Raw genomic sequence first — 19,794 nt, 5'->3', positions numbered from 1 at the left:
GTGCGATTCGGGCTTCGCCGTGGTGCGTGGGTCCCGGCTCCGGCGCGGTGTGTGGGCCCGGCTGGGCCGTGGTGCGTGGGCCCGGCTTCGGCGCGGTGCGTGGCCCTGGTGCCGCCGTAGTGTGATTCCGGTCTCCCGTGGTGTGATTCCGGCGCGCACGGAACACGACACGGGGGCGCCGCGCACGGCCGGCGCCCGGGGGGAGCACACATGGCCATCGACCTGCGGAAGATCGAACGGACCGCGCCCGCGCTGGTCGACCTCTACAAGCGCGCGGGCGCCTCCCTGCGCAAGCACGGGCTGGAGGGGCAGCGGGCGGCGGTCTACCTGGTCGTCGACCACTCCGGCTCCATGCGCCCCTACTACCGCGACGGCAGCGTCCAGGCCCTGGCCGACCGGGTGCTCGGGCTCGCCGCCCACCTGGACGACGACGGGCGCGTCCCGGTCGTGTTCTTCTCCACCGGCGTGGACGCCGTCACCGTCGTCGAACTCGCCGACCACCGGGGCCGGGTCGACCGGATCGCGGCCGGTCTCGGCCACATGGGGAGGACCAACTACCACCTCGCCATGGACGCCGTCATCGACCACCACCTCGACAGCGGCACCACCGACCCGGCCCTCGTCGTCTTCCAGACCGACGGCGGACCCACCAGCAGACTCCTCGCCGAGAAGTACGTGTGCAAGGCGGCCCGGCTGCCGATGTTCTGGCAGTTCGTGGGCTTCGGCGACCCCGGCAGCCACCAGTTCGACTTCCTGCGCCACCTCGGCGAACTGCCCGTACCGGCCCGGCGCCCCGTCGACAACACCGGCTTCTTCCACGCCGGGCGGGACCCGCGTCGCGTCCCCGACGACGTGCTGTACGACCGTCTGGTCGGGCGGTTCCCGTCCTGGCTCGCCGCGGCCCGCGCCCAGGGCGTTATCCGGGGGACGACACCGGCCCGAAGTGACAGTCTTGGCACATGAGTTCCCTGGTGAGACACGTGACCATCGACTGCGCCGACGCCTACGCGCTGGCCTCCTTCTGGGCCGCCGTCCTCGAAGCGCCCCTCTCCGACGACGACCGGCCCGGCGACCCGGAAGCGCTGGTGCGGGCACCGGGGGTGGGCCTCCTCTTCGTGACCGTCCCCGAGGGCAAGACCGTCAAGAACCGGCTGCACCTGGACCTCCAGCCGCAGGACCGCACCCGCGACGAGGAGGTGGAGCGCCTCCTCGCCCTCGGCGCGGTCCTCGTCGCCGACCGTCGCCGACCGGACGGCACGGGCTGGGCGGTCCTGGCCGACATCGAGGGCAACGAGTTCTGCGTCGAGCGCAGCGCCGCCGAACGCGCGGACTGACCCCGAGCGACCCGGCCCGGGCGGCCCGGGCGGCCCGGGCGGCCGGGGGCGCCGGGCTCCTCCATGAGCCGGCGGACCGCCGCGTTGATCCGCGCAGCAGCAGGGCGCAGCCGGCCGTGAGGCCTGGAGGGGAGGGCATGGACGAAGCGTACGGTCCCGCACCGACAACCCACCGCCCCTCGCACCGTTGCTCGGCCAGCGGCGGTCTACTGAACTTGGACTCGTGATGTCGGTCGGCTCATGGTGGCGGCGTCAGGGTCCGAGACCGCCGACTGTAGCCAGTGCCGCGCCGCGGAGAGATTCACCTCGACGTCATCGCTCCAAGAGCAGACCTCCAGCCATGAGAGGTAACCGCCTCGTGCAAAGATCAGGACCTCGCCGGGGCACTTGCCGGTTTCGGTGAACAGCTGGACGTCGGCGGCCACGACGGTGCCGGGGCCCGTTGGCGCGGGCTCCACCGCGTCGGCGTCGAGTTCGAAGTAGGCAGTGCCGCACCCGCACTTACAGCGGGATTGCACCCTGAGTTGGGGCACCTGCCGTCGGAGGGCGACGTGAACGGGCTCGTCTGGGCTCAGGACGAGGTCAAGCACGTCGGCTACGTCCTCGGGCAGGTTGTCAGTCATGCCGCCACCGTAGCTGACCAGCAGCTTTGGGCTTCGACCAATTTCGGGTCGGCCGCCCCGACCCTCACAGGACCAGGACCAGGCCGGTGCCTGCGAGGCAACCGTCGATGACCTCCGGCCGGTACTGCAGCATCTTCAGTTTGCGCTTCACGGCGCGGGTGATCTGACCGAGGTCGGTTGCGGCGAGGTTGCCGATGTCACGCTTGATGGCGGTCACGCAAGAGCGTCGACTCCGACGCCACGTCTTCTCGTAGGACGTCCCGGAGAGGCGGGGCGGCAGGGTTTCGGGACAGACGGCCGGTGTCGACCCTTCAGCCGGCGAGCAAGCACAGGCTGGGTATGTTTCCCTCAAAGGCTCTGTGAGCTGAGGAAACGCGTTGGACGGCAATCCATGCGGAAGCGTATCTTCCGCATGCGGTCTCCAGACGGGCCGTATCCGTGCACGGCGCTTGGGGAAACGCCGGCTTCGCCGTTCCTCGTGGGGGGTACTTTCGTGTTGATCTGTTCCATCTGCCGCAGACCGACGGCGACGGCCGATGGCGGCCGCTGCGGGGACTGCGCCTCCTCGCAGACATCGACGGGGGCCGGGTCCGCAGCGTCGTCGCCGCCCCGGCCGGTGCGCGCGTCCCTTCGCTCGCCGGTCGGACTCGGGCGGGCAGTAATGATCTTGTTGGGTCTGGTGGCCCTCACCGACATCGCCGCGATCGCCGCCACGGTGAACATACGCGCTCTGTTCTCCCCCATGAGGCAGCGCCCCTTCGCCTTTCCCCCGGAAGCCGAGGGCGAGCGCGCGGACTGGTTCATGTACATCACGACATCCCTGCAGATGATGGCCTTCATTGCCACCGGGGTGGTCTTCATCATTTGGTTCCACCGAGTGCGCAAGAACGCCGACGTCTTCGCGCCCGATCTGCTCAAGCGGGGCTCGGGCTGGGCGATCGGGTCCTGGTTCATCCCCCTCGCGTTCCTGTGGCTGCCCCGAGGGATCGCCGTGCAGGTCTGGACCGCGAGCCGGCCCCGCCCGTACGCGGGCGACGAGCACGAACCTTCCACACCCGTGAACCTGTGGTGGGGAGCCTTCCTGGCGACCTGGCTGGTCACGCGCCTGGCCAACCGGCGCTACGAGGCGGCCGAAACCCCGCAGGAGATCGTGTCCGCCACCGAACTGCTCGTCGCAGCCGATCTCGTCGACATCGTCGCCGCGCTCCTTGCGATCCGCTTCGTGCACAAACTGACCGGCATGCAGCGCACCCGAGTCGCAGAACGTACGCGCCCCGCCCCAGACTCCAGCCACCTGGTGCCGACCGCTGCCGACGGCATTGCTCCGACCGCAGGGTGACACCACACCCAGAGCCCTGACCACGGTCTTCGATACCTTCATGCGGGCCCTGCCCCACACGTTCCGGCGCACGTCAACACCGATCGGGGTGCAGGTCCAGGTGATCGCCGAGGGCTCCACCGGCGGCGCTTGGACGGCGACTGCCACTGCGGACCGATGGTCGCTGGCCGAAGCGCCGAGCGGCCGACCAACCGCAGCCGTACTGCTGGACACAGAAACCGTCTGGCGATTGTCTACGCGGAACATTGATCCTGCGGAAGCCCTGTCCCGCGCCCAGGTGCAAGGAGATCGTCGGCTCGCCGAAGCCGCGTGCCAGATCGTGTCCATCATCTACTAACGATGCCGGCCTCACCGGCTTCCACCCAGTCTGATACCAACAGCCCCAGCGACGGGCACCGACATCACGCGTTCAACTTCAGTAGTGGCCGTGCGGCCCGGTGGCTACGCTCCTGATCATGACTGATCACGTACAGGTATCGACCGCCACGCCCACCGAAGAGGACGCCGTGGCCCTGGCCGGCTCGGCGGTCAAGGCCCGGCTCGCCGCCGGGGCCCAGGTGATCGGCCCCGTCACCAGCGTGTTCTGGCACCTCGGGGAGTACGGCACCGGCCAGGAGTACAAGGTCCTCCTCACGACCACCACGGAGCGGTACGCAGAGCTGGAGGCCCACCTCCTGGCGGAGCACCCGTGGGACAACCCCGAGTTGATCGCCACGCCGATCACGGCCGGCGCCGCGCGGGCCCTGGAGTGGATTCGAGAGTCCGTGAGCCCGCAGCAGGACTAGGGCCGATCCGGTCCCCGGAACAAGTCGGGGTGCTGCCGTTCGAGCTCTTGTCGCAGTGCCTCGTGAGTGGGGTCGATGACCTCCCAGGAATGGGGGGCGGGGTGTCCGGCGAACAGCGTGCACGCGTCTCCGTACGCGCCCCCGGTGACCTCGCACCAGGGCAGCAGGACGAAACGTCCGCCGAGCGCGTCCCAGCGGAACCAGACCGCACCGCCCCACGCGTCCTCCTCCCAGCAGCACTCCGCGTGTTCTCCGTCGTGCTTCTCGCCCAGTTCGCACGAGGGGTAGCCGATCTCCCCCGTCGGAGACCGGACGGCGGTAAGAGCGGTGCATTGCAGCACGGGTGTCCTTCCTGGGGGAGAGGAGAGGGGGTGCCGCGGCGGCGGCAACCGTGTTCTTGGCCCTGCCCATGGATCTGTTCTCCCGGTGGAGTGGTGAAGGGCCCGTCGGCTGCCGACCGTCAGGCAGACAGCCGACCGGGGCTTGGGACCCGCCCCACCGCAGAGCGAGTCGCGGTCCCCGCGCTGTCCGGGAACGGGGACCCATGCGGCGGGGCGGGGGTCCTACAGTGGCCGGGCTCCAGGCCGGTGCATGGACACGGCCTCGGATTGGCTACGGCGGGGCACGCCCCAGTCATCGAACCGGTACGCCACCCACCGCCGATCGACCTGGAAAGCCCGCGCGAGGGCCGCTGCGGATTCGCCTTCTTGGTACCGCCTGATCACGTCTTCCCGAGCCCGGTCGAACCTCTCGCGCGCTTTTCGTACTTCCTCGGACGTTCGGGGAGCCACGCGCCCCCGATAGATGCGTCCACCGGCCCGGATCGCGTGTACCGCCTGGTTCTGCCGGCGGGGGACGCCCCAATCGTTGAAGCGCTCCGTCAACCACCCCTGCGTCACGTTGTAGTCCGCGGCTATCTGAGGCACGGACTCGCCGGCCCGGTACCGCTCGATGATCGTTTTTCTGTCCGCGCGGGCGGCCTCCCACGCGGCGGCCTTCTCAGCTCGGGTAAGGGACACGGCCCTGTCTCCACGGATCCTCGGCGAGTACGTACAGCGGGCGCGACACCCCGCCGGTCCGGTGGCACACCGACCCGGGCCACGGCGGACCGGGGGCGCCGGCGGGAAACCGGACCGGCCAGACCGACAAGGTGTACGCACAGTCCGTGTCCCGGACGACCACGCACAGCGGATGCCCGCCCTTGACGTACTCGCGGACGGCACGCTGGTCCTCTTCGAGACCGTCGGCCCACACCCGCAGCTCGGCGGGGCAGTCGGGGACGGCGGCGGTGGCCTGGCGCATGGTCGGCCGTACCCACGCCGAACGGTTCGGGTCGGGGTCGAGACGGTCCGCGACGCGCAGCGCTTCACCGCGGAGCCACCGGAGCGCGAGCACCGGGGAAATGGTCTGGAAGGTGCCCAGGACGTACTGCACGGTTTCCCCCGTGCCGTACACGGGACCCTCGGCACGCACCTCGCACCAGTAGCCCGCCGTCTCCGGGCTCATGACCGGCTTCCCGGTTCGCGGCACGTGTCTGGGGTCTCACCCGTTGCCGTGCCGACTTCCCGGGCCGGCGCGGACACCGTGCGCCGTACCCGCGGAAGGGCGCTTCGCCACCACTCCTCCTCCGCGGCACGCCTGGCGGCCAAGGCGCCCACCTGGTGGCGAAGCTCGCGCACGAACCGCTCGTCGAAGGCGGCTTCAGCGCACGCGGCAACTCGTCTCCGTTTGGCACCGAGCAGCAGCACGGGACGCGTGGACCGTCCTTCCGGGGACCACCACATCGCCAGTGCGGCCCACCGGTCATGGGCTCGGCTCACAGCAGTTCACCTCGGCTCCGGGCGTTCTGCCGAGCGGTTATGGCGTGCAGTCGCTCGGAGGGGGAGGCCGCACGGACGTGCTGGGGGGCGGCTTCCCACGCGGGCCCACCGCTGACGGGACGCAGCGACCAGCACGGGCCGACGACTTCCCGGAACTCCCCGACGAGATCACCACGACTGGTGTCCACCACGAGCGTGCCGGGGGCCGGAGCTTGCGGGGGTTCGTACCCGTTTGCGGGGACGACAGCAGACACCTTCGCTCCTCTCCGTAGTGATTCCACTACCAGGGCGCCTCAGCGTGTCCTAGAGTCGGAGAGTCTTCAACTTGCGGGAGTTGTTCAGAGAGTTGGGCGGTAGCCGTTGAATCGAAAAGAGCTAAACCCTGAAGAATCACCACGCGCGCGGTTCGGTGAGCGTTTGCGCAGGTTACGGGAAGAACGAGGGTGGACACAGGACGAGCTAGCCGCACGCATCGGGTGCTCGGGCACGCATATTTCTGCTGTAGAAACTGGTCGTCGCCCTCCAACTCCACGGTTCTCCGCAAGCCTTGACAAGGTATTTGGCACCGGAGATTCGTTCGAGCGCCAGTGCCACGCCGTTCGACATACCGCCCTGTTGGAAGGGTTTCCCGAGTACGTCGCCCACGAGATCCGCGCGATAGAGCTACGGCTGTTCGAGCTTGGGATTGTTCCGGGCTTGCTCCAGACTCCCGAGTACGCGGCAGCTATCGCCACGGGTGCCGTGCGGCGGGGAGCGATCACGGAACAGCAGGCAGAGGAACGGCTCACCCTCCTTGCCGAGCGGCAAGCATCCCTAGAGCGGACTCCCCCGCCACTGGTCTATGCAGTGCTAGACGAAAGCTGTATCCGGCGACCCGTTGGGGGGCCTGGCGTGATGGCAGCGCAGCTTGATCGTCTCGTCGCGTTCGCCGAGCTGCCGACCACGGTGTTGCAAGTGGCTCCATACGCTCTCGGGGAGCGGAGAACCTTTGATCTGCCAGTGCGGCTGGTCACCCTCCCAGATCGGTCAGTGATCGTCTACGCGGAGTCGGCCACGCAGGGACGCCTAGACAGGGATAGCAGGGTCGTCCTGTCCATGCTGACCGCCTACCATCGACTACAGGCTGAGGCGCTCTCTCCAGCGCTATCCGTGGCCATGATCAATGAGGTACGAAAGGGCACCCCGTGACGACCGACTCCCCCCGTTGGTTCAAGTCCTCCTACAGCTCCAACGGCGGCGACTGCATCGAGGTAGCCGCCAACCTCGTCGTCTCGCGCGGCGTGGTCCCCGTCCGCGACTCCAAGAACCCGGCTGGCCCGGTACTCGATTTCCCCGCAGGGGTGTTTGCCTCCTTCGTGGCGAGCGTCAAGAGCGGAGAGGTTGGCGCCGTCTGACCACCCGGCCCAACACCTACCGGTTCAGAGCCCCACCGTGCGATGCATGGTGGGGCATCCTTGTGCCCGCAGCACGTCAGAACGGCAAAGCCCCGCCGCACCCCCGATGACGGGAGTACGGCTGGAGCCCGGCACCCGTCCAGCGAAAGGATCCGGGATGCTCCGCGGAGTCTCAGATCCGTGGGTACTTGGAACGCGAAACGGCTTCGGTCATGCCCCTGTTGACGGCCTACTATCAGCTACAGGCCGAAGCCCTCCCGCAGAGTGCATCGGTTGCCATGATCCAAGAGGTACGAAAGGGCTACCCAGTGACGACCGAAACCCCGCTGTGGTTCAAGTCCTCCTACAGCAACAACGGCGGCAACTGCGTAGAGGTCGCCGCTAACCTTGCCGTCTCGCGCGGCGTGGTCCCCGTCCGTGACTCGAAGGTTCCGGCTGGTCCGGTCCTGAGCTTCCCCGTCGACGCGTTCTCCTCCTTCGTGGAGGGCGTCAAGCGCGGAGAGGTCGACGCCGCCTGAGCACCCGCCTCAGCGCACAGCGTCAGGGGATGCCCCATCACGCGATGCGTGGTGGGGCATCCTTGTGCCCGCGGTACGTCAGAACGGCAAAGCCCCGCCGCACCCCCGATGACGGGAGTACGGCGGGAGCCCGGCACCCGTCCGCTCGCCACCCGAGCCCGCCCGCCTTCCGGGGCCGCCCGACCGCCCGTCCGTGCGGCAGCGGGGGCGGTCGCCGTCGTGGTCCGCTCAGCCGCGGTGGCGCGGGAGGGTCGACTCCAGGCGGAGGCGCGTCGCCTCGTCGGGTACGTGCTCCAGGGCGGCCAGCGCGACGGCGTACGCGCGCCCGTCCGGGTCCGCCGTCGCCAGCAGCCGCTCCAGCGCGTCCGCGGCGCGGTCGTCCCGGCGGGCCGCCAGGCCGCGCGCGGCCTCCGCGGCGACGGCCGGGTCCGGCTCCTCGTCGTCCAGCCGGGCGGCCAGGGCCCCCCGTACGGTGGGGGAGTCGTCCGGGGCCACCGCCAGGGCGTGCACCGCCGCCGCGCGCACCGCCGCGTCCCCGTCGCGGGCCAGCGCCGCCAGCGCGGCCACCCCCTCCCGGTGTCCCTCCGGGACGAGGCCGGTCACGGCCACGGCGACCCCGCGCCGTACCCGCGCGTCCGGGTGGACGGCGTGCCGCAGCACGTCGGGCAGCACCGCCGCGTCGCCCTGCGCCCCGAGCGCCCGCACCACGGCGAGGACCACGTCGGCCTCCCGGGCCTCCCGGGCCAGCTCCCGCAGCACCGGCACCGCCCGCGCGGCGAACGCCCCGGCGCGCCCGCCCGAGGTGGTGAGCCGGGCCAGCACGTCCGCGCCGAACGCCTGCCGCAGCGGGTCCCCGTCCGCGCACCACGCGGCCGCCGCCGCGAACGTCTCCTCGTCCCCGCGCCGACCCAGCGCCTCCGCGGCCTCCGTCCAGTCGTCCAACGCCGGGTCGCCGCAGCGCAGCGCCCGCCCGGCCAGCTCCTCGTACGGCGGGCGCTCGCCCAGGGCGGCCTCCAGCAGCGTGGCGATCGCGGCGTGCCCGGTCTGCAGCTCGCGCCCCGCGACCGGCCGCCCGTCCCGCAGGGCCTCCACGACGACCGTCACGCCGCCGTCCTCCGGGATGCGCCGCGTCACGGTCTCGATCCCGCCCCCGTACGCCTCCACCAGCCCGTCCCGCAGGACGCGCTCCACGTCCGCGCCCAGCCACGCCCGGGCCTCCGCCAGCGCCTCCTCCCGACCCGGCGCGCCCCGCTCCAGCAGCGCCCGCACCACCGGCACCGAACCGCGCCGCGCCGCCGCCACCAGCGGAACGGCCCCGTCCGGTCCGGCGGCGCCCGGGTCGGCACCGTACTCCAGCAGCACCCGCACCGTGCCGGCGTACCCCTGGCGCACCGCCCAGGCCAGCGCCGTGTACGCGAACTCCTCGCGCTGGTCGGGCCACGCCCCCGCCGCCAGCAGCGCCCGCACCGTCTCCGTGTGACCGTGGCACGCGGCACCGCACAGCGGCAGGTCGCCGCCGTTCTCGCCGCTGCCCCGCCCCGGGTCGGCCCCGGCGGCCAGCAGCAGCCGCACGATCCCGGTGCGGCCGCCCACCGCGGCGGTGTACAGGGCGGTCCCGCCGTCCTCGTCGGTGGCCTCGGCGGGCGCGCCCGACCTGAGCAGCCGCACCACGGCGTCGTCGTCACCTCCGTGGACGGCCTCGAACAGATCTTCGTGAACAGGGGCGGGCACCATCGTCATACCCCGACCCTCACCCGCGCGCCGCCTGCCCGCAAGCAATCGCACCCCCGAACAGGCCCCTCACGTGTCGCACTCCAGTACCGTGCGGCACAGCCCGCACCGTGCCCGCACCCGCCCCCGCACCGGGATCCGCACGCGCTGCCGGCACGTCGGGCACGGGAACGACACCCGCAGCGCGCCCCCGCCCCCGCCCTCGAAGGCGTACCCGGCCCCGGCCGGCGCGGCGGCGTCCGGGTCGCCCTGTGCGTACCGCCGCCGCTCCTTCGCGTACCGGTGCCGCCCCGCCCGGCCCGCGGCCACCAGCGGGGGCCGCCGCTCGTCGAGCAGCGCCTCCCGACGGCCGCGCCCGTACGCCTCGTACGCCTGCGGGCTGGTGAACCACGGCGAGGGGTCCTCGCCGAACACCCGCGCCCGCTTGGCCAGCACGTACCCGAACTCCTCCGGGGTCAGGTAGCCGAGCTTCTGGCTCGACACCGCGTCCTCCCGGTAGGCGTCCAGCAGCAGCCATCCGGCGCCCAGGTACGTGGTGGCGGTGTCGGTGAGGATCTCGTTGTCCCGCGTGCCGGGGAAGGCCAGGCCCAGGCGGTGCAGCAGCACGTGGGTGATCTCGTGGGCGAGGGCGGCTCCGATGTCCCGGCGGTGCGTGCGGAACCGGTCGTTCAGCTCGACGAAGTACTCCGGCCCCGCCGCCAGCTCGACGCTCGCCGCGTGCTCCATCGGCCGGAAGGTCACGATCACCCGCGCCTCCGGGAGCCGTAGCTGGCGCACCAGCGCCCGGGCCGCCCGGTGCGCGCCCAGGTGCAGGTCGTCCGTGTCGGCGAAGGCGACGTCGGCGGGGGCGACGCTGCCGGCGTACGCGTGGAGGCCGTCGGGCGTGATCCGCCGGTACAGCGCGGTGATCGCCGCCCGTACCGTGCCGAGGTGCGGGAAGCCGTGGACGACGTCGCCGCCGGCCCCGCCCGCTCTGCCGTTCGTCACGTCCCGTACCCCCAAGCACGACGCCGACCCTCCTTCCACGGTACGGCGGTGGCCGCGCCGGCGGGCCGTCCGCGCCCGGCAGTCGGTGCGTGGCCGAAAAGACGGGCTTGTGTCCTTCGCGCGGCCCTCCGGATAATCCCGTCCATGTCTTGACGGGCTCATGACACCCAAACCGTGGCCCGAGGTGCGCAAGGCATCAACCCCCCACGAAGGGAAGGCAGTTGAAGACAACACTGGTACGTGCTCTGAAGAGATTCGCCGCGGTCGGCGCGGTCGTGCTCGCCGCGGTCAGCCTCCAGCCCACCTCCGCCTCCGCCGCCCCCGCGCCCGTCGTCGGCGGCACGCGCGCGGCCCAGGGGGAGTTCCCCTGGATGGTCCGGCTCTCCATGGGCTGCGGCGGCTCCCTGCTCACCCAGCAGATCGTGCTCACCGCCGCCCACTGCGTCAGCGGCTCCGGCAACAACACCAGCATCACCGCCACCGCCGGCGTGGTCGACCTCCAGAGCACCTCCGCGATCAAGGTCCGCTCCACCAAGGTCCTCCAGGCCCCCGGCTACAACGGCTCGGGCAAGGACTGGGCCCTGATCAAGCTCGCCCAGCCGATCAACCTGCCCACCCTCGACATCGCCACCACCACCACCTACAACAGCGGCACCTTCACCATCGCCGGCTGGGGCGCCAACCGCGAGGGCGGCAGCCAGCAGCGCTACCTCCTCAAGGCCGAGGTGCCGTTCGTCTCCGACACCACCTGCCGGCAGTCCTACAGCGACCTGATCCCCTCCGAGGAACTGTGCGCCGGCTACACCAGCGGCGGCGTCGACACGTGCCAGGGCGACTCCGGCGGACCCATGTTCCGCCGCGACGCCAACGGCGCCTGGATCCAGGTCGGCATCGTCAGCTGGGGCTACGGCTGCGCCCGGCCGAACTACCCGGGCGTGTACACCGAGGTCTCCACCTTCGCCTCCGCCATCAAGTCGGCGGCCGCCACCCTGTGACCCCCTGACGCGTCCGGCGACGCGCCCGACACGAGGCAGGCCCGCCACCACCGCGGGCCTGCCTCCCACCGTACCCCCCTCACCCCGCCGTACCCCCTCACCCGCCCCCGGGTCGCGCCCCCGTCCCGCACCTTCGCGCACGCCGCCCCGCACCCTCGCGCCCCCGGCCCGCGCTTCCGGCCCGCACCCCCGCACACGCCGTCCCCGACCCCCGCATCCCCGTCCCGCACCCCCGCACCCTCGCGCCCCCGGCCCGCGCTTCCGCGCACGCCGCCCCGCACCCCCCTTGCGCCCTGGCCCACACCCCCGCACACGCCGCCCCCCACCCCCACCCGCCCCGCTGACCGCATCCCGAACACCCCCGCCCCACCCCCCGGCGACCCGTCTAAGCTCGCGGGCATGAGCACGAGCGACACGAGCGACAAGAGCGACACGCGCGACATGGACGACACCGTCACCGCCGAACTGACCCGCCTCCGCGAGAGCATCGACAACATCGACGCGGCCGTCGTCCACATGCTGGCCGAGCGGTTCAAGTGCACCCAGCAGGTCGGCCTCCTCAAGGCCCGCCACCACCTGCCCCCGGCCGACCCCGCCCGCGAAGCCCGTCAGATCGCCCGCCTCCGCCAGCTCGCCGAGACCGCCCACCTCGACCCGGCCTTCGCCGAGAAACTCCTCAACTTCATCATCGCCGAGGTCATCCGCCACCACGAACGCATCGCCGTCGAACCCCACACCGCGGACCGCACGGACGACACCGACAACGCCGACAACACCACCGGGGGCGCCCCCCGCCCCTGACGCGCCCCACGACTGACGCTTACAGCAAAACCCGCCCCCTCGCCGCCGCCCCATCGGGCAGCATGGGCCCATGCCCGTACTGACGCGCGAAGAGGCGCAGACCCGAGCCCGGATCCTGGACGTCCACCGTTACACGATCGACCTCGACCTGACCACCGGCGACGACACCTTCGACTCGACCACCGTCATCGAGTTCACCGCCCGCGCCGCCGGTGACACCTTCGTCGAGCTCAAGCCCGCCACCCTGCGCGGCGCGACCCTGGACGGGCAGCCCCTCGACCCGGCCACCCTGGACGACAACCGGCTCCCCCTCACCGGCCTCACCGAAGGCCGCCACGAACTCCGCGTCGACGCCACCATGCGGTACTCCCGCACCGGCGAGGGCATGCACCGCTTCACCGACCCCACCGACGGCGAGACGTACACCTACACACAGATGTTCCTCGACGACGTGCAACGCGTCATCGCCGCCTTCGACCAACCCGACCTCAAAGCCGCCTTCGACGTCACCGTCACCGCCCCCGACCACTGGACGGTCCTCGCCAACGGCATCACCACACGACAGGACGACGGCCGCTGGAAGGCCGCCACCACCCCCCGCATCTCCACCTACCTCGTCGCCGTCGCCGCCGGCCCCTGGCACACCGTCCGCACCGAACACGCCGGACTCCCCTTCGCCATCCACTGCCGCCGCTCCCTCGCCCCCCACCTCGACGCCGACGCCGCCGAAATCCTCGACGTCACCCGCCGGTGCTTCGACCGCTACCACGAGAAGTTCGACGAGCCCTACCCCTTCGACTCCTACGACCAGGCGTTCGTCCCCGAATTCAACGCCGGCGCCATGGAGAACCCCGGCCTCGTCACCTTCCGCGACGACTTCGTCTTCCGCTCCGCCGTCACCGTCGCCGAACGACAGACCCGCGCCATGGTCATCGCCCACGAAATGGCCCACATGTGGTTCGGCGACCTCGTCACCCTCAAGTGGTGGGACGACATCTGGCTCAACGAGTCCTTCGCCGAGTACATGGGCTACCAGACCGTCAACGAAGCCACCACCCGCTACCCCGACACCTGGATCGGCTACGGCATCGCCCGCAAATCCTGGGGCTCCGACGCCGACCAACGCCCCTCCACCCACGCCGTCGCCCCCGACCCCGACGCCGTCCCCGACACCGCCTCCGCCCTCCTCAACTTCGACGGCATCTCCTACGCCAAGGGCGCCTCCGCCCTCCGCCAGCTCGTCGCCTGGATGGGCGAAAAAGAATTCCTCGCCGGCATCAACCACCACTTCACCCGCCACAAGTACGGCAACGCCACCCTCGCCGACTTCATCGACAACCTCGCCTCGGCCACCGACCGCGACGTCCACGCCTGGGCCGACGCCTGGCTCCGCACCACCGGCATCGACACCCTCACCGCCGACGTCACCCCCGGACCCGGCCGCTGGACCCTCACCCTCCACCGCGACGGCAGCCGCCCCCACCGCGCCACCATCGGCGTCTACGACCGCGACCTCGCCGACAGCCGCACCCTGGTCCTACGCGAACGGTACGAGACGGACATCCCGCAAGACACCCCCGAAACCCGCCCCGGCACCCGCCCCGCCCTCGTCCTCCCCAACGAACACGACCTCACCTACGCCAAGATCCACCTCGACGACGTCTCCCTGGAAACCACCCTGCGCGGCATCTCCGCCGTCCCCGACCCACTCGCCCGCGCCGTCCTGTGGAACACCCTGCGCGACATGGTCCGCGACGGCCACCTCGCCCCCACCGACTACCTCACCACCGCCCACACCCACCTCCCCGAAGAAACCGACGTCTCCCTCGTCGACAGCGTCCTCGGCTTCGCCATCCACCAAATCGCCGACCGCTACGTCCCCCCCACCGACCGCACCACAGCCCGCACCACCCTCACCGACCTCACCCGCGACCTCATCCGCCGCACCGAGGACGGCGAAAACCCCGGCCTCCGCCTCACCGCCGTACGCCACTTCATCGACTGCACCGACCGCACCGGCACCCTCCACGCCTGGCTCAACGACGGCGCCGTCCCCGGCGGCCCCGACCTCGACCCCGAACTGCGCTGGCGCATCCTCAAACGCCTCGCCGTCCTCGGCGCCACCGACGAAGCCGCCATCGACGCCGAACTCGACCGCGACCCCAGCGCCACCGGCCAAGAAGGCGCCGCCCGCTGCCGCGCCGCCCTCCCCACCCCCGAAGCCAAAGACACCGCCTGGCAGCGCATGTTCCACGACGACACCCTCTCCAACTACCTCTTCAACGCCACCGCCGAAGGCTTCTGGCAACCCGAACAAGCCGACCTCCTCACCCCCTACGTCCCCCGCTACTACCCCGAAGCCACCGCCCTCGCCGCCCGCCGCGGCCCCGCCATCGCCACCGCCGCCGGCCGCCAAGCCTTCCCCGCCTACACCATCACCCACGACAACCTCCGCCTCGGCGACGAACACCTCGCCACCGCCGACCCCACCCCCGCCCTCCGCCGCCAGCTCATCGACCGCCTCGACGACCTGCGCCGCGCCCTGCGCGTCCGCGAAGGCTGACCCCACCCAACCCAGTGCCCCCGGCGGACACCACCCACCGGGGGCACTCGGCTGAGCGGACACAACGACACCCCCACCCGCATCACCCACCACACCCCCGAAACGAACCCCACCGGACCCAGCACCCCCACCCACCGCACGCCCCCGTCACGGACCCCATCCACCCCCCCGCCCCCACCACGCGGCCCGCACCACCGACATGACGCGCGTAGAACCCCGGCCCCCCACACCAACCCCGAACACACCCACCAGGTTTCGAACCCACCACCCCGTGCGAAAGACACCACATGACCACCCCCGAACCCCCCCACATCACCGTCCGCGGCGAAGCCCACATCGAAACCGACCCCGACCTCGCCCGCATCGGCATCACCCTCACCGCCCGCGGCACCGACCGCCGCACCACCCTCCACGACCTCACCCGCCGCAACACCACCACCCTCGACCTCATCCACAGCTACGGACCCGCCCTCGACACCCTCGAAACCACCGCCCTCACCCTCACCCCCGAACTCACCCGACGCGGCCGCGGCGAACACATCCACACCCACCACGCCACCACCCACCTCACCGCCACCCTCAACGACTTCACCGCACTCAACGAACTCGTCACCCGCCTCGCCGACCTCGACCTCACCCGCATCGACGGCCCCTGGTGGATCCTGCGCCCCACCTCACCCACCCACACCGAAGCCCGACACCAAGCCGTCAAAGACGCCGTCCGCCGCGCCCGCGACTACGCCCACGCCCTCGGCACCGACATCCACACCCTCCTCGCACTCGACGACACCACCCCCGACCCCATCCCCTTCGGCGCCGCCACCCCCCGCATGGCCTTCACCACCGAAAGCACCACCACCCCCCCACCCCTCGACCTCCAACCCCAACGCCAAACCGCCACCGCCCACATCACCGCCCGATTCACCCTCCACCCCCCCACCCTCTGAACCACCCCCAACCCCCCCTCCCCACCCCCGGAAAACCGCTCATCAGAGCAACCCACCGCACACTTCAACACTTGTCAAAAACCATCCACCAAAAGGCGATTGACCCGTCACCCACACCCCACCCCCTACCCACCAGTAAGCCCTAGGCTCACACCATGCGCCGAGCCAAAATCGTCTGCACCCTAGGACCCGCCACCCACTCGTACGACCAGATCAAAGCCCTCATCGAAGCCGGAATGGACGTAGCCCGACTCAACCTCAGCCACGGCACCTACACCGACCACGAAGAACGCTACGCCCGCGTCCGCAAAGCCGCCGACGAAACCGGCCGCAACATCGGAATCCTCGCCGACCTTCAAGGCCCGAAGATCCGCCTCGGCCGCTTCCACGAAGGACCCGTACTCCTTGAACGCGGCGACCACTTCACCATCACCACCGAACCCGTCCAAGGCGACCGCACACAATGCGGCACCACCTACAACAACCTCCCCACCGACGTCACCCCCGGCGAACGCATCCTCATCGACGACGGCCGCGTCACCCTCCAAGTCACCACCGTCGAAGGCCCCCGCGTCCACACCCGCGTCATCGAAGGCGGCCTGGTCTCCGACCACAAAGGACTCAACCTCCCCGGCATCGCCGTCTCCGTCCCCGCCCTCTCCGAAAAAGACATCGACGACCTCCGCTGGGCCCTCCGCACCGGCGTCGACATCATCGCCCTCTCCTTCGTCCGCACCGGCCACGACGCCCAAGACGTCCACCGCATCATGAACGAAGAAGGCCGCCACATCCCCGTCATCGCCAAAATCGAAAAACCCCAAGCCGTCGACAACATCGACGACATCGTCGCCGCCTTCGACGGCATCATGGTCGCCCGCGGCGACCTCGGCGTCGAAATGCCCCTCGAACAAGTCCCCATCGTCCAGAAACGCGCCATCAAACTCGCCAAACGCAACGCCAAACCCGTCATCGTCGCCACACAAATGCTCGACTCCATGATCGACAACTCCCGCCCCACCCGCGCCGAAGCCAGCGACGTCGCCAACGCCGTCATCGACGGCACCGACGCCGTCATGCTCTCCGGCGAAACCAGCGTCGGACGCCACCCCGTCGAAACCGTCCGCACCATGAGCCGCATCGTCACCGCCGCCGAAGAAGACGTCCTCGCCAAAGGACTCCCCCCACTCACCGAACGCAACAAACCCCGCACCCAAGGCGGCGCCGTCGCCCGCGCCGCCGCCGAGATCGGCGACTTCCTCGGCGCCAAATACCTCGTCGCCTTCACCCAGTCCGGCGACACCGTCCGCCGCCTCAGCCGCTACCGCTCACCCATCCCCCTGCTCGCCTTCACCCCCGACCCGGCGACCTGCTCCCAGCTCAACCTCACCTGGGGCGTCGAGACCTTCCTCGGCCCCCACGTCGACTCCACGGACGCGATGGTGGCGCAGGTCGACGAACACCTGCTGAAGATCGGCCGCTGCCGACCCGGCGACATCGTGATCATCACCGCCGGCTCCCCGCCCGGCGTCCCCGGCACCACCAACATGGTCCGCGTCCACCACATCGGAGAAGCGGTCCGCTGACCCCCTAGAACTTCGCTCCGACATAGGCGTCCATCAACGCGACGGACGCCTTCCGAGCCACGGAGACGGTGTACGGATCACCGTTGCGCGTACAGTGCGTCCACTCCACCCCCAGCTTGTCGAGGACACCCGTGTAGAGCTCCCGGATGTCGTCGGACTTGTTGGTGAAGAAGTACCGGGGGTACTCGTAGCGCTTCCGCTCACCACCCACGAGGCGCGTGGTCCAGTTGGTGATCCGGCACCCGTCGGAGTGGACGAGCCCCCGGACGAAGTCCCACGGACAGGCGTCCACGACGGCCTGCTGCCACTCGTCCAGCACGATCCGCCGCTCGTGCTTCTTCCCGGGCCCGTGCTGCGGGAAGAGGCAGAGCCAGTGTTTGCTGTAGGACTTCACTTCGACGCAGCCGGGCTTGTCGCGCCTCCCGATGCCGGGCAGGGCCATGACCCTTCCCATGGCCTCTTCCGCTGCGGCGATCAGGCCGACCTGCGTGGCGTCGCAGTAGATCGAAAGATGATGTTGGCTGGGCTTCGAGACGATGTGCCCGTCGCCCAGGTAGAGGCCGAGCAGATAAGCGTACGCCTCTCTGTCGAGTGGCGTGCCGTCGCAATGAGGGCAGTCCGAGACGGGCCGTCGGGGGCGCTCCCCGCGCTTCGTGCGGTCGATGTGGCGCCAGTAGCCGATCGTGCCCAGAGGTATTCCGAGCTGCCGGGCCACGTCCGTGTTGCGCGCTCCGCCGCGCAGCATCGTCAGCGCTCGATTGCGCGTATGCATGTCGTACATGCGGGCGAGGATGACGCGCATCAAGCGACGGGGTAGGGCTAAGTTGCGGCTTTACCGCGATCGAGTGACCGCCGTCACCCGAATCCGTGACCATGGAATCGAAGGTAGTTGTGCCCCAGGTGGGATTCGAACCCACACTGTCGGTGGTTTGAGCACCGTCTCTCTAACCAGTTGGAGTACTGGGGCCTTCAAATGACAGGCTGGGTGTAGCCCTGTGTGTTCATACCTTACAGGAGATAGGTAGGCTCATGGGGAGCTGTATCGCCCGTACCGAGGAGCCTCCGTGACCGCCCCCGAGTCGCCCCAGCCCGTCGCCGACGACGACAAGTCGCACGTCCCGCCGCTGACGACCCGCGTCGTCATCGCCGAGGACGAGGCCCTCATCCGCCTCGACCTCAAAGAGATGCTTGAGGAGGAGGGCTACACCGTCGTCGGCGAGGCGGGCGATGGGGCCCGGGCCGTGGAGCTGGCCCGTGAGCACCGTCCCGACCTGGTGATCCTGGATGTGAAGATGCCCGTCCTCGACGGGATCTCTGCTGCTGAGAAGATCGCTGGTGAGTCGCTCGCCCCGGTGTTGATGTTGACTGCGTTCTCGCAGCGGGAGTTGGTGGAGCGGGCGCGGGACGCGGGTGCGATGGCGTATCTGGTGAAGCCGTTCAGCAAGAGCGATGTCGTTCCGGCGATCGAGATGGCGGTGTCGCGGTTCGCGGAGTTGCGGGCGCTGGAGAAGGAGGTCGCGGACCTCGCGCAGCGGTTGGAGACGCGGAAGTTGGTGGATCGGGCGAAGAGCATTCTGCAGACGCAGTATGGGTTGTCGGAGCCGGCGGCGTTCCGGTGGATCCAGAAGACGTCGATGGATCGGCGGATGTCGATGCAGCAGGTGGCGGAGGCGGTCATCGAGGACGCTGAGGAGAAGAAGGCGGCGAAGGGTCAGTAGTTGGGGCCCTGTGCGGGGTGTGTGTGGTGTGAGGTGTGGGGTGGCCCTCGGCTCGGTGTTTGTTCCCGTGTGTGGGGGTGGCTTGTTTTTCGGGTTGGGTGGGGTGGGAGCGCCGGGTGCCTTGTGGAGGGGGTTCGGCGCTCCCGTGTCGGTCAGGACATGCCGGGTATGTTCTCGGTGTCCTTCGGGGTGGCGTCGCGGAGCATGCAGGTGAGGCGTGCCGTGCAGATGCGCTTGTTCTGGTCGTCGGTGATGACGATTTCGTACGTGGCGGTGGAGCGTCCGCGGTGTACGGGGGTGGCGGTGCCGGTGATGAGTCCGGAGCGGACGCCGCGGTGGTGGGTGCAGTTCAGGTCGACGCCTACGGCGATCTTTCGGGAGCCGCCGTGGAGCATTGCGCCTACGGAGCCGAGTGTCTCGGCGAGGACGGCGGAGGCTCCGCCGTGGAGGAGGCCGTAGGGCTGGGTGTTGCCTTCGACGGGCATGGTGCCGATGACGCGGTCGGGTGCGGCTTCGATGATCTGTAGGCCCATGCGGTTGCCGAGGTGGCCGGCGGAGAAGAGGGCGGGCAGGTCGACGCCGAGTGCGGCGTATTCGTCGATGATCTCTTGTGGGAAGGTGGCTGTGGTCTGCTCGCCCATGGGGTCCGAACTCCG

Annotated in this window: 21 protein-coding genes and 1 tRNA gene; 13 read left to right on the top strand and 9 right to left on the bottom strand. The window is 70.3% G+C overall.

Annotation, left to right across the window (positions count from 1 at the left end; translation table 11 throughout):
- Positions 1-210: 210 nt before the first annotated feature.
- Together AC07D6_RS22345 and AC07D6_RS22340 are read left to right on the top strand one after the other, a co-directional pair.
- Positions 211-963: a VWA domain-containing protein gene (locus AC07D6_RS22345; RefSeq protein WP_479046879.1), complete on the top strand. Its 753-nt coding sequence runs from the start codon at positions 211-213 to the stop codon at positions 961-963.
- A complete protein-coding gene (locus AC07D6_RS22340; protein ID WP_479046877.1) occupies positions 960-1,334 on the top strand; it encodes a VOC family protein in 375 nt (124 codons plus the stop codon). Before AC07D6_RS22345 ends, AC07D6_RS22340 begins: the two co-directional genes overlap by 4 nt.
- Positions 1,335-1,540: 206 nt before the next feature.
- Here AC07D6_RS22340 and AC07D6_RS22335 read toward each other — a convergent pair whose 3' ends face one another.
- Together AC07D6_RS22335 and AC07D6_RS22330 are read right to left on the bottom strand one after the other, a co-directional pair.
- Positions 1,541-1,957, bottom strand: coding sequence for a hypothetical protein (locus AC07D6_RS22335; protein ID WP_479046875.1), 417 nt, complete (start codon positions 1,955-1,957; stop codon positions 1,541-1,543).
- A 64-nt stretch (positions 1,958-2,021) separates the two neighbouring features.
- Positions 2,022-2,174: a hypothetical protein gene (locus tag AC07D6_RS22330; RefSeq protein WP_479046956.1), complete on the bottom strand. Its 153-nt coding sequence runs from the start codon at positions 2,172-2,174 to the stop codon at positions 2,022-2,024.
- A gap of 462 nt (positions 2,175-2,636) precedes the next feature.
- Here AC07D6_RS22330 and AC07D6_RS22325 point away from each other — a divergent pair, with 462 nt between their 5' ends.
- Together AC07D6_RS22325 and cutA are read left to right on the top strand one after the other, a co-directional pair.
- On the top strand, positions 2,637-3,296 hold the full coding sequence (locus AC07D6_RS22325; RefSeq protein WP_479046872.1) for a DUF4328 domain-containing protein: 660 nt from the start codon (positions 2,637-2,639) through the stop codon (positions 3,294-3,296).
- Positions 3,297-3,751: 455 nt separating this feature from the next.
- Positions 3,752-4,081, top strand: coding sequence for a divalent-cation tolerance protein CutA (gene cutA, locus AC07D6_RS22320; protein WP_479046869.1), 330 nt, complete (start codon positions 3,752-3,754; stop codon positions 4,079-4,081).
- Here cutA and AC07D6_RS22315 read toward each other — a convergent pair.
- Positions 4,078-4,422 (bottom strand): hypothetical protein, encoded by a 345-nt coding sequence (locus tag AC07D6_RS22315; RefSeq protein ID WP_479046866.1) that lies wholly within the window; start codon positions 4,420-4,422, stop codon positions 4,078-4,080. The two genes, cutA and AC07D6_RS22315, sit on opposite strands and share 4 nt — an antisense overlap.
- A 658-nt stretch (positions 4,423-5,080) precedes the next feature.
- Entirely contained in the window at positions 5,081-5,587 is a 507-nt protein-coding gene (locus AC07D6_RS22310) for a hypothetical protein (protein ID WP_479046863.1), read from the bottom strand.
- Between the two features lie 674 nt (positions 5,588-6,261).
- Between AC07D6_RS22310 and AC07D6_RS22305 the strand changes: the two genes are divergently transcribed.
- The 3 genes from AC07D6_RS22305 to AC07D6_RS22295 all read left to right on the top strand — a co-directional run bounded on the left by AC07D6_RS22305 (position 6,262) and on the right by AC07D6_RS22295 (position 7,813).
- Positions 6,262-7,089 carry a helix-turn-helix domain-containing protein gene (locus AC07D6_RS22305; RefSeq protein WP_479046861.1) on the top strand — a complete coding sequence of 276 codons (828 nt, stop codon included), beginning with the start codon at positions 6,262-6,264 and terminating at the stop codon, positions 7,087-7,089.
- The gene (locus AC07D6_RS22300) at positions 7,086-7,295 is read left to right on the top strand and encodes a DUF397 domain-containing protein (RefSeq protein WP_479046859.1); all 210 of its coding nucleotides are present in this window, start codon (positions 7,086-7,088) and stop codon (positions 7,293-7,295) included. The genes AC07D6_RS22305 and AC07D6_RS22300 overlap by 4 nt, the downstream gene beginning before the upstream one ends.
- Positions 7,296-7,603: 308 nt before the next feature.
- Positions 7,604-7,813, top strand: coding sequence for a DUF397 domain-containing protein (locus AC07D6_RS22295; protein WP_479046857.1), 210 nt, complete (start codon positions 7,604-7,606; stop codon positions 7,811-7,813).
- Between the two features lie 228 nt (positions 7,814-8,041).
- Here the strand turns inward: AC07D6_RS22295 and AC07D6_RS22290 are convergent, their stop codons facing one another.
- On the bottom strand, positions 8,042-9,553 hold the full coding sequence (locus AC07D6_RS22290; RefSeq protein ID WP_479046854.1) for an ankyrin repeat domain-containing protein: 1,512 nt from the start codon (positions 9,551-9,553) through the stop codon (positions 8,042-8,044).
- A 60-nt stretch (positions 9,554-9,613) separates the two neighbouring features.
- Entirely contained in the window at positions 9,614-10,531 is a 918-nt protein-coding gene (locus AC07D6_RS22285) for a hypothetical protein (RefSeq protein ID WP_479046852.1), read from the bottom strand.
- A 221-nt stretch (positions 10,532-10,752) separates the two neighbouring features.
- Here AC07D6_RS22285 and AC07D6_RS22280 point away from each other — a divergent pair, with 221 nt between their 5' ends.
- The 5 genes from AC07D6_RS22280 to pyk all read left to right on the top strand — a co-directional run bounded on the left by AC07D6_RS22280 (position 10,753) and on the right by pyk (position 17,420).
- Positions 10,753-11,526 carry a S1 family peptidase gene (locus tag AC07D6_RS22280; RefSeq protein WP_479046849.1) on the top strand — a complete coding sequence of 258 codons (774 nt, stop codon included), beginning with the start codon at positions 10,753-10,755 and terminating at the stop codon, positions 11,524-11,526.
- Positions 11,527-11,925: 399 nt separating this feature from the next.
- Positions 11,926-12,327, top strand: a complete 402-nt coding sequence (locus AC07D6_RS22275) for a chorismate mutase (protein WP_315876482.1) — start codon at positions 11,926-11,928, stop codon at positions 12,325-12,327.
- A gap of 70 nt (positions 12,328-12,397) precedes the next feature.
- Entirely contained in the window at positions 12,398-14,890 is a 2,493-nt protein-coding gene (gene pepN / locus AC07D6_RS22270) for an aminopeptidase N (protein ID WP_479046846.1), read from the top strand.
- Positions 14,891-15,177: 287 nt separating this feature from the next.
- Positions 15,178-15,837: an SIMPL domain-containing protein gene (locus tag AC07D6_RS22265; protein WP_479046844.1), complete on the top strand. Its 660-nt coding sequence runs from the start codon at positions 15,178-15,180 to the stop codon at positions 15,835-15,837.
- Between the two features lie 155 nt (positions 15,838-15,992).
- A complete protein-coding gene (gene pyk / locus AC07D6_RS22260) occupies positions 15,993-17,420 on the top strand; it encodes a pyruvate kinase (protein WP_479046842.1) in 1,428 nt (475 codons plus the stop codon).
- Between the two features lie 4 nt (positions 17,421-17,424).
- Here pyk and AC07D6_RS22255 read toward each other — a convergent pair whose 3' ends face one another.
- Positions 17,425-18,201: a helix-turn-helix domain-containing protein gene (locus tag AC07D6_RS22255; protein ID WP_479046840.1), complete on the bottom strand. Its 777-nt coding sequence runs from the start codon at positions 18,199-18,201 to the stop codon at positions 17,425-17,427.
- A gap of 111 nt (positions 18,202-18,312) precedes the next feature.
- Positions 18,313-18,387: transfer RNA gene (locus AC07D6_RS22250), tRNA-Leu, on the bottom strand.
- Between the two features lie 97 nt (positions 18,388-18,484).
- On the opposite strand from AC07D6_RS22250, the gene AC07D6_RS22245 reads away from it, so the two are divergent.
- Positions 18,485-19,138, top strand: coding sequence for an ANTAR domain-containing response regulator (locus tag AC07D6_RS22245; RefSeq protein ID WP_479046838.1), 654 nt, complete (start codon positions 18,485-18,487; stop codon positions 19,136-19,138).
- Between the two features lie 152 nt (positions 19,139-19,290).
- Here AC07D6_RS22245 and AC07D6_RS22240 read toward each other — a convergent pair whose 3' ends face one another.
- Positions 19,291-19,779 carry a PaaI family thioesterase gene (locus AC07D6_RS22240; RefSeq protein WP_315876477.1) on the bottom strand — a complete coding sequence of 163 codons (489 nt, stop codon included), beginning with the start codon at positions 19,777-19,779 and terminating at the stop codon, positions 19,291-19,293.
- Positions 19,780-19,794: the final 15 nt, after the last annotated feature.

This window comes from Streptomyces sp. NPDC045287 (genome assembly GCF_056432325.1).
Note: the sequence above shows the minus strand (reverse complement) of the source record. Positions and strands in the feature narration are given on the sequence as shown.

Excerpts from the sequence above, each read along its gene's own strand:
- AC07D6_RS22265 (WP_479046844.1), top strand. The coding sequence starts at position 15,178 with ATGACCACCCCCGAACCCCCCCACATCACCGTCCGCGGCGAAGCCCAC.
- cutA (WP_479046869.1), top strand. The coding sequence starts at position 3,752 with ATGACTGATCACGTACAGGTATCGACCGCCACGCCCACCGAAGAGGAC.
- AC07D6_RS22340 (WP_479046877.1), top strand. The coding sequence starts at position 960 with ATGAGTTCCCTGGTGAGACACGTGACCATCGACTGCGCCGACGCCTAC.
- pyk (WP_479046842.1), top strand. The coding sequence starts at position 15,993 with ATGCGCCGAGCCAAAATCGTCTGCACCCTAGGACCCGCCACCCACTCG.
- AC07D6_RS22335 (WP_479046875.1), bottom strand. The coding sequence starts at position 1,957 with ATGACTGACAACCTGCCCGAGGACGTAGCCGACGTGCTTGACCTCGTC.
- AC07D6_RS22290 (WP_479046854.1), bottom strand. The coding sequence starts at position 9,553 with ATGACGATGGTGCCCGCCCCTGTTCACGAAGATCTGTTCGAGGCCGTC.
- AC07D6_RS22255 (WP_479046840.1), bottom strand. The coding sequence starts at position 18,201 with ATGTACGACATGCATACGCGCAATCGAGCGCTGACGATGCTGCGCGGC.
- AC07D6_RS22310 (WP_479046863.1), bottom strand. The coding sequence starts at position 5,587 with ATGAGCCCGGAGACGGCGGGCTACTGGTGCGAGGTGCGTGCCGAGGGT.
- AC07D6_RS22275 (WP_315876482.1), top strand. The coding sequence starts at position 11,926 with ATGAGCACGAGCGACACGAGCGACAAGAGCGACACGCGCGACATGGAC.
- pepN (WP_479046846.1), top strand. The coding sequence starts at position 12,398 with ATGCCCGTACTGACGCGCGAAGAGGCGCAGACCCGAGCCCGGATCCTG.
- AC07D6_RS22345 (WP_479046879.1), top strand. The coding sequence starts at position 211 with ATGGCCATCGACCTGCGGAAGATCGAACGGACCGCGCCCGCGCTGGTC.
- AC07D6_RS22240 (WP_315876477.1), bottom strand. The coding sequence starts at position 19,779 with ATGGGCGAGCAGACCACAGCCACCTTCCCACAAGAGATCATCGACGAA.